This is a genomic window from Streptomyces sp. NPDC054956 (assembly GCF_053609185.1).
Genome location: NZ_JBSGXB010000325.1, coordinates 1 through 8,151, shown reverse-complemented (window position 1 = coordinate 8,151; position 8,151 = coordinate 1). Strand labels below are relative to the sequence as shown.

At 74.2% G+C, this 8,151-nt stretch carries 5 protein-coding genes; all 5 read right to left on the bottom strand.

Annotation, left to right across the window (positions count from 1 at the left end; genetic code table 11):
• Positions 1–115 precede the first annotated feature (115 nt).
• Positions 116–2,365 (bottom strand): bifunctional glycosyltransferase/CDP-glycerol:glycerophosphate glycerophosphotransferase, encoded by a 2,250-nt coding sequence (locus ACWGDE_RS32910; RefSeq protein ID WP_453392707.1) that lies wholly within the window; start codon positions 2,363–2,365, stop codon positions 116–118.
• A 150-nt stretch (positions 2,366–2,515) separates the two neighbouring features.
• Complete coding sequence (locus ACWGDE_RS32905; RefSeq protein WP_453392706.1) at positions 2,516–3,412, bottom strand: carbohydrate ABC transporter permease; 897 nt, start codon at positions 3,410–3,412, stop codon at positions 2,516–2,518.
• Positions 3,409–4,719, bottom strand: coding sequence for a carbohydrate ABC transporter permease (locus ACWGDE_RS32900; protein WP_453392705.1), 1,311 nt, complete (start codon positions 4,717–4,719; stop codon positions 3,409–3,411). Before ACWGDE_RS32900 ends, ACWGDE_RS32905 begins: the two co-directional genes overlap by 4 nt.
• Before the next feature lie 4 nt (positions 4,720–4,723).
• Positions 4,724–6,127, bottom strand: coding sequence for an ABC transporter substrate-binding protein (locus ACWGDE_RS32895; protein ID WP_453392704.1), 1,404 nt, complete (start codon positions 6,125–6,127; stop codon positions 4,724–4,726).
• A gap of 160 nt (positions 6,128–6,287) precedes the next feature.
• A partial coding sequence (locus ACWGDE_RS32890; RefSeq protein WP_453392703.1) for an FtsK/SpoIIIE domain-containing protein occupies positions 6,288–8,151 on the bottom strand: 1,864 nt, incomplete at its 5' end.

The following is an 8,151-nucleotide window of genomic DNA, read 5'->3' as shown; positions in this document are numbered from 1 at the left end:
GCGCTGCCCGTGCCCCGGGGCGCCCCCCCCACCCCCCCGCCCCCCCCCGGGGGGGGGGTCTCTTCGGGGGGGGGGTTTTCTATCCCCCCCCCCCCCCGACGCCGAGGGGGATCCGTTACGGCCAGCGGCCCGTGGTCAGGTGGGCCAGGGTGGGTTCCGGGGTGGCTGAGGGGGCCGGGGGAGTGGGGCGGCGGTCTTCCAGGGGGACCACCGGGGGCGTCGGCTGGTTCAGGAAGACCCGGCGGACCACCCGCTCCGCCGCCTGGCCGTCGTCGTGCGTGCAGAACCGGGTCCGGAAGGACGAGCGGAGCTGCGCCGAGCGCGAGCCCTGCCAGTGGCCGGTCGAGAAGATGTCCACCAGCTCGTCCTCCGTGCGGGCGATCGCGCCCGGCGGGAAGGCCCGCAGGTCGAAGTAGGTGCCGCGGGAGGCCTCGTACGCCTCCCAGTCGTCCGCGTGGATCACGATCGGGCGGTCCAGCGAGGCGTAGTCGAACATGAGGGACGAGTAGTCCGTCACCAACGCGTCCGAGGCCAGGCAGAGTTCCTCCACCGAGGGGTGGGAGGAGACGTCCAGCAGCCGCGGGTGCGGGTCGGGGGAGGGCGAGCCCGCGTACGTGAGGTGCGTGCGGGTCAGGATCGTGTAGCGCGGGCCCAGGTCGCGCAGGATCCGCTCGAAGTCCGGGTGCGCGGGACGGCTGCGGCGGTAGTCGCGGTGGGTCGGGGCGTACAGGATCGCCGTGGAGCCCGGCGGGATGCCGAGGCGTTCGCGGAGCTCCAGGACGTCCGCCTGGGTGGCCCGGTGGAACACGTCGTTGCGCGGGTAGCCGTACTCGAGCGTGGTGTACGAGGAGGGGACCGCCTTCTCCCAGATCAGCGTCGAGTGGCGGTTCGAGGAGAGCAGGTAGTCCCACTGGTCCGCGCCCCGCAGCAGCCCCGCGAAGTCCGTCGTGGGGGTGGCCGCCGGGCGGTCCTGCAGGTCGAGGCCGACCCGCTTGAGCGGGGTGCCGTGCTGGGTCTGGAGCAGGATCTGCCCCGGACGCTTGACCAGCGTGCGCTCGAAGTTGACGTTCGTGACCAGGTAGGCGGCACGGGCCAGGGCGGTCCAGTACGCCGCCGAACCCGGGCGGAGCAGGGTGGTCTCCCGGGGGAGGGTCGAGGCGTGCGCGGGATCGCAGATCCACGCCGTCCGCATGCGCGGGGCCAGCTCGCGCAGCTTCGCCTCGATCGCCGCCGGATTGCAGGCGTAGCCGCCGTGCCAGTACGCGGAGAACACGGCCAGCTCGGGGCGCAGCGGCAGCAGGCGCTGCACGCGGTAGTGCAGGCGCAGGGCCGTCTCGCGCAGGCCCCGCCACGCGGTGGCCCCGGCGCGCCCCGCCGCGAGCGAGGCGGAGCGCAGCACGGACAGGAGGCGGTACGTGCGCCGCGTGCCCAGGCGCATCAGGACGTGGCGGATCCGGTCGGTGCGGCTCAGCGACAGCGGACGGGGCCCGGGGACGCGGTAGCGGCGCAGCAGGGCCGAGGCGCGTGCGAAGAACTCGGCGCGGGCGGCGCGCGGGAGCCGGCGCGGGTCCGCGTACAGGGTGCAGAAGTGCTCGGCCATCCGCCGGTGCACGACGGGCCGCCAGCGCTCCAGTTCGGGGCGGGTGGCGAGGTAGCCGAAGACGCGGTCGTACTGGTCGAAGATGTCGAGGTGGCGCCGGCTGGTGGTGGTCAGGATCGAGCCCGTGCGGCGCTGGCGGTAGTGCACGCACACCCGGTCCAGGACGGCCACGGACTCCGCGGCCAGCAGCGCCGGGTAGGTCCACGGGGTGTCCTCGTAGAAGCCGGGCGGGAAGGCGAGGCCCTCGCGCTCCGCGTACTCGCGGCGGTACGCCTTGTTCCACACCACCATCAGCATGCCGAGGAGGGAGGGGCGGTCGGCCAGGCGGAAGCTGGCGGGACCGTCCTCGGAGAGCCGGTGGGAGAGGCGGTTGCGGACGAGGTCGCCGGTCCAGAAGGTGCGCGCGTAGTCGTAGACGAGGACGTCGGGGGAGCCAGTGGCCTTCAGTCGGTCGGTGATGGCCTGGAGGGCGCCGGGGGCGAGGGTGTCGTCTCCGTCGAGGAAGATCAGGTAGTCGCCGGTCGCCCGGGCCAGGCCCGCGTTGCGGGCCGGGCCCAGGCCCAGGTTGTGCGCCAGGTGCACGGCGGTCACCCGGGGGTCCCGGGCCGCGTAGTCGTCGATGATCGAACCGCAGGCGTCCGGGGAGGCGTCGTCGACCACGATGAGTTCGAGGTCCGGGTACGACTGGGTCAGGACCGAGTCCAGACTCTCCTGGAGGTACGCCTGGACCTTGTACGCGGGCACGATGACGCTGAACCGGGGCACGGCACATCCAGGGGTCGGCGCGGGCATATTGCCCAGGAACCCCCGGCGTGGTGATCGGGTTACGCACGGTGTGGCATTCGGGTTACGCAGCGTCAACGACGCACGTCAATACCGTGATCACCAGCCGGAGCATTGGTCGCGCACCGGCCCTCACTTGATCGCCCCCGCCATCACCCCCGAGGCGAACTGCCGTTGGAAGGCGAAGAACACGACGAGCGGAACCACCATCGACAGGAACGCCCCGGGCGCCAGTACGTCGATGTTGTTCCCGAACTGCCGTACCTGCTGCTGCAGGGCGACCGTGACCGGCGGGTGCGTGGAATCGGCGAAGACCAGCGCGACCAGCATGTCGTTCCACACCCACAGGAACTGGAAGATGCCGAGCGAGGCGACCGCCGGACCGCCCAGCGGCAGCACCACCCGCGCGAACAGCCGCAGTTCGCCCGCGCCGTCGAGACGGGCCGCCTCCAGCAGCTCGCGCGGGATCTCCGCGAAGAAGTTGCGCAGCAGGAACACGGCGAACGGCAGCCCGAAGGCGGTGTGGAACAGCACCACCCCGGCGGTGGTCTCGAACAGACCGATGGAGCCGAAGAGTTCGGACACCGGGATCAGCGCCACCTGCACGGGTACGACCAACAGCCCGACGACGATCAGGAACAGCCAGTCCCGGCCGGGGAACTCCAGCCAGGCGAAGGCGTATCCGGCGAACGCGCCCAGGGTCAGCACCAGCAGGGTCGAAGGGATCGCGATGGCCGCCGTGGCGAGCAGCGAACCCGTGACGGTGTCGTTCTCCAGCAGCCGCTCGTAGTTGCCGGCCGTCAGCCGGGAGGGCGCGGACAGCACCTGCCACCAGCCGTCCCGGTTCAGGTCGGTGGGGGAGAGGAAGGAGGAGACCAGCAGGCCGAGGGCGGGCAGCAGCCAGAACAGGCCGACGAGGAGCAGGAAGACGCGCAGCGCCCCGCCGGCGGCGCGGGAGGCCAGGGACCGTGCCGCGGGTGTGCGCGGGCCCGTCGGCGTACGCGGCCCTGTCGGTGTGCGCGGGCTCATCGGCGGGCCTCCCGGCGCATGCGGCGGATGTTGTAGACCATGACGGGCAGTACCAGCACCAGGAGCAGCACCGCGATGGCGGAGCCCAGCCCCGGATCGGCGTCCGTGCCGAAGGAGGTCCGGTACAGCTGGAGCGCGAGGACGTTGGCGTCGTCCTGCACCGCGCCCGGGGCGATCACGAAGACCAGGTCGAAGACCTTCATCACGTTGATGACGAGGGTGACGAGTACGACGGCCAGGACGGGCGCCAGCAGCGGGACGGTGATCCGCCGCAGCACCTGCCACTCGCCGGCCCCGTCCACCCGCGCCGCCTCCAGCAGTTCGCGCGGTACGGCGGCCAGCCCGGCCCCGATCAGCACCATCGCGAACCCGGCCCACATCCACACGTAGGCCCCGATGACGGCCGGGGTCACCAGCGTCGGGCCGAGCCATTCCACCCCGGCGTAGGCCTCCCGGAAGTTGGCGGCGGGCAGCCGCAGCAGGGCCCCGTCGGCGGCGGCGGACAGCGTGAAGGTGCCGTCGGGGCGGGCCGTCGCCGAGTCGACCACCCGGCCGTCCTTGACCGCCTCGACCCGCAGCCCGGACAGTGCGGACTCGGTGGCGTCGACCGTGTTCGTCGTACCGCCGCCGCCCCGGGTGAAGTCCTGCCAGGCCGTACCGGTGACCTTGCCGGGCTCGGCGGCGGCGGGCTTCGCCGTCCGCGTCCCCTCGGGCAGGGCCTCCGGGGCGATCCCGACCAGCGGGAGCAGCACGGGCACGCCCGCCCGTACCGGATCGCGGGTCACGTACGCGCCCCCGTCGGCCGGGACCAGCGGGGAGTCCCGGCCCGGCCGGGCCTTGGGGAAGGCCGAGGACTCGGCGAAGGTGTCGTGGACGCCGACCCAGACGGCGTTCGCGACGCCCCGGTCGGGGTCGGCGTCGTAGACGAGCCGGAAGATGATGCCCGCGGCGAGCATCGAGATGGCCATCGGCATGAAGACGACCAGCTTGAACGCCGTTCCCCAGCGCACCCGTTCGGTGAGCACGGCGAAGACCAGGCCGAGCGCGGTGGCGGTGGCGGGGGCCAGCACCACCCACACCGCCGTGTTCCGCAGGGCGGTGCGGATGGTGTCGTCGCTCAGGATCTCCCGGTAGTTCCCGGCGCCCACGAAGCCGTCGCCGGAGCGGTCGAAGAAGCTGCGGTAGAGCGAGTAGCCGATGGGGTGCACGACGAGCGCGCCGAGCAGGACGAGGGCGGGCAGCAGGAACGCCGCCGCGGTCAGCCGGCGCCGGCGCGCCTCGGCCGATTTGGGGGTCCGGTGGGCCACGGGATCAGTTCCCGTAGGCCTTGGCCGCGTCCGCCTCCAGCTTCGCCTGCGCACCCGCCACGTCCGAGGGGTTCGCCAGGAAGTCCTGGAGCGCCTTCCACTCGCCCGCGCCCGGGGTTCCGCCGAAGGCCGCCGGTGCCTGGTCCGACATGTCGAAGCGGAAGTCGTCGCCCGCCGCGATCAGGGCCTTGGCGATGCCGCGCTGGATGTCGTTCGGGTAGGCGGAGGGCTCGACCGACTTGTTGGGGGAGAGGAACCCGCCCTCGCGGGCCTGGATCCGTGCCGAGTCCGCCGAGGCCAGGAACGTCAGCAGGGCCTGCGCCCCCTTCGAGGGCTTCAAGGCGACCGCCACGTCACCGCCCGAGACCACCGGGGCCTTGGCACCCACCGAGGGGAAGGGGAAGACCAGGGCGTCCACGCCCACCTTCGCCTCCGTCTGCGCGATGTTCACCGCCACGAAGTCGCCCTCGTAGACCATCGCGGCCGCCGGCCGGTCGCCGCCGGTGAAGGTCTGCGTCACCGACTTCGGGAACTCGGTCGCCAGTGCCCCGCTCTGCCCGCCGGCCAGGAAGTCCTTGCGGCCGAACAGCTCGGCGAGGGTGCCCAGCGCCTGCTTGACGCTGTCGTCCGTCCACTTGATCTGGTGCTTCGCCAGCTGGTCGTACTTCTCCGGGCCCGCCTGGGAGAGGTAGACGTTCTCGAACCAGTCCGTCAGCGTCCAGCCGTCGGCGCCGGCCACCGAGACCGCCGGGGTGCCGGACGCGGACAGCGTGTCGGCGGCGGTGATCAGTTCCTTCCACGTCTTCGGGGGCTGCACGCCCGCCGCCGCGAAGGCCTTCGCGTTGTACCAGACCAGCGATTTGTTGGCGGCCTTGTAGTAGACGCCGTACTGGGTGCCGTCGACCGCGCCCAGCGTCTTCCAGCCGTTCGAGTAGTTCTTGTCGAGCTGGGCCTGCGCCTCGGCGCCGACCGGCTGCGCCCACTTGTTCTTGACCGCCGAGACCAGCGCCCCGACCTGCGGGAGCAGCGCCACGTCCGGAGGGGCGCCGCCCGCGATCTTCGTGCCGAGGAAGGTGACGATCGGGTCCTGCGCCGGGACGAAGGCGACCGTCGCGCCGGTCCGCTTCTCGAACTCCTTGAGCACCTTGACGAAGTTCGCCTGCTCCGGACCCGTCCAGACGGCGGCGACCTCCAGCTTCTCGCCGTCGAGGCGGGGTAAGGCGACGGCGGGCCCGCCGGTCGCCCCGTCGCCCGCGGGCGGATCCGCCTTCTTGCCGTCGTCCCCGCCGCCGCACGCGGTGAGCGCGAGCGCGCCCGCCGCGATCAGCGCGGCCCAAGCGCGGGTTCTCGTACGGCCCTTCGTGCCGGTCCCGCCCGAATGCGTGCGGTTCGTTCCGTGCTGGCGCATGGCTGTGCCCCCGATGCCTCGCTGGCTGGTGTGTCCTGTGCCACAAGGTCTACGCCGCCCCGCGCACCCCCGCAATACCGCCTCGACGGGCACGCGAGGGCGCGCGGTGATCGCGCCGGGCCCGCCGGACGTGCCCGGCGGCCCGGCGGGAGCCGGTGGGTCAGGGGGCCGGGGGGAACAGCACCGGTATCGCCGAGACCAGGTGGGAGGCCCGGTCCAGGGCGCTGGCCAGCAGTGCGAGGTCGGTCGGGCCGTTGCCCAGCTCGCGGACCGGGCGGCGGGCCGGCGGATCGCCCATCCGCTCCCACTCCACCGGCACCACGGTCGGCCGCAGGGTCGCCGTCCGGGGGATGCGGCCGGTGACCCGGCCGCCCTGGAACGGGACGGTTCGCCCGTCGGAGTACCGGAGCAGGCCGCGGCCCGGGCCCGGCTGGTCGGGGGCGTCGAGCTCCACGCGCAGGGTGGTGAGCCGGGCGAGCTCGGTGTCGGCCGTCCGGTCCGGGCGGGCGCTCGTGGCCACCAGGTGCACGCCGAGCCGGGCGCCCTCGCGGGCCACCGCCTCCAGCGCGCGGACCACCGAGCCGGCGGCGGGGCGGCCCGTGCTGCCCAGGCCCGGCGCGACCAGCGCGTCGAAGTCGTCGACGAGCACGACCAGGCGCGGCAGCGGGCTCGGGCCCGCCGCCGGGTCGGTGCGGGTGACCGAGGAACGCAGCCGCAGGGTGCCGGAGCGCTGGGGGTCGAGGTCGCCGCGCAGTTCGCCGGGGGTGGGCTGGCGGGGCGAGACCATCCGGTCGGAGACCTCGCGCCGTGCGTGCCACTCGGAGAACGGCACCCCCTCCAGGAGCTCGGCCCGGCGCTTCAGCTCGGCGCCCAGCGCCTGCGCGAACTCCCGCATGCGCAGCGGGTCCGAGGCGATCAGGTGGGCCGAGACGTGCGGCAGTTCGGTGCAGGGCAGCAGCCCGTCGCCGCGTTCGCCGCCGGCCCCGTCGAGCAGGACCAGGCCGAGGCGGTCGGGCCGGGCGGCGGCCGACAGGGAGGCGGCGACGGAGCGCAGCAGTTCGGTGCGGCCGCTTCCGGCGGGCCCCTCGATCAGCAAGTGCGGCCCGTCGGTGACGAGTTCGGCGCCCACCGGCCCGCGCCGGCCGGTGCCGAGCACGATCTCGGCGAGACCGCCCACGTGCTGTCCCTGGTCGGTGGCGGCGGCCCAACGGGCCATCAGGGAAGCCGGGGTGGCCCGGGCCAGCCCCAACTCGTCCAGCAGCCGCGCGGTCGGGGGCAGGCTGGCCGCGGCGGGCCGGTAGCCCTCGGCGGCGGGGGAGTCGGCCTTGAGCGGGGCCAAGGCCCGGGCGAAGCGCTCCGCCCAGGCCGTGGAGACCGCGTCGGCGGTGGCCGACCGGCCGGGCCCGGCCGGCTTGCCGCCCGAGACCGCGAAGGTCCGTACGGCCGTGGCCACGTCACCGCTGAGCAGGGCGGCGGCGCCGCAGTCCCGGAAGGCGGGGGAGACCGCGCAGGCCGCCTCGTACGTCTCGGCGACGGGCGAGGCGGGCGTCGCGGCGGGGGCATCGGCCAGGGCCAGGACGTGGATGCCGGCGGCCGGCCCGTGCGAGGCGAGCCTGCTGGAGACGTCCCTCAGTGCCCCCGGACCGGGATCGCCGTCGAGGACGAGGAGGGTGAACGGGCCGCGGTAGCCCGACGAGGCCTCGCGGACGGCATCGGCCCCGGCGGCGGCCCAGTGCGTGCCGAGCGGGCCGTCGTCGAGGCGCCGGGTCAGCTCGGCGGTGCGGGCGGCCGCCTGATCGCGGTCGTACGCGAGCAGCAGCCGGCAGTCCTGCCCGTGCGCGGGCCGGACGTGGGGCAGCCAGCCCAGCCAGCCCCAGTCGCGGCGGCGTTCGGCGAGCGGGCGGGCCCGGTCGACGGAGACCAGCACGATCTCCAGGCGCTGGCCGGGGGCGTGCAGGGCGGCGAGCTGCGCGATCACCGACCGGGCCACGCCCGTCAGCCGGGCCCGGGGCCCGGCGATGCCC

Bases quoted from the DNA above. Each gene is read 5' to 3' on its own strand.
- ACWGDE_RS32905 (WP_453392706.1), bottom strand. From the start codon at position 3,412: ATGAGCCCGCGCACACCGACAGGGCCGCGTACGCCGACGGGCCCGCGC.
- ACWGDE_RS32895 (WP_453392704.1), bottom strand. From the start codon at position 6,127: ATGCGCCAGCACGGAACGAACCGCACGCATTCGGGCGGGACCGGCACG.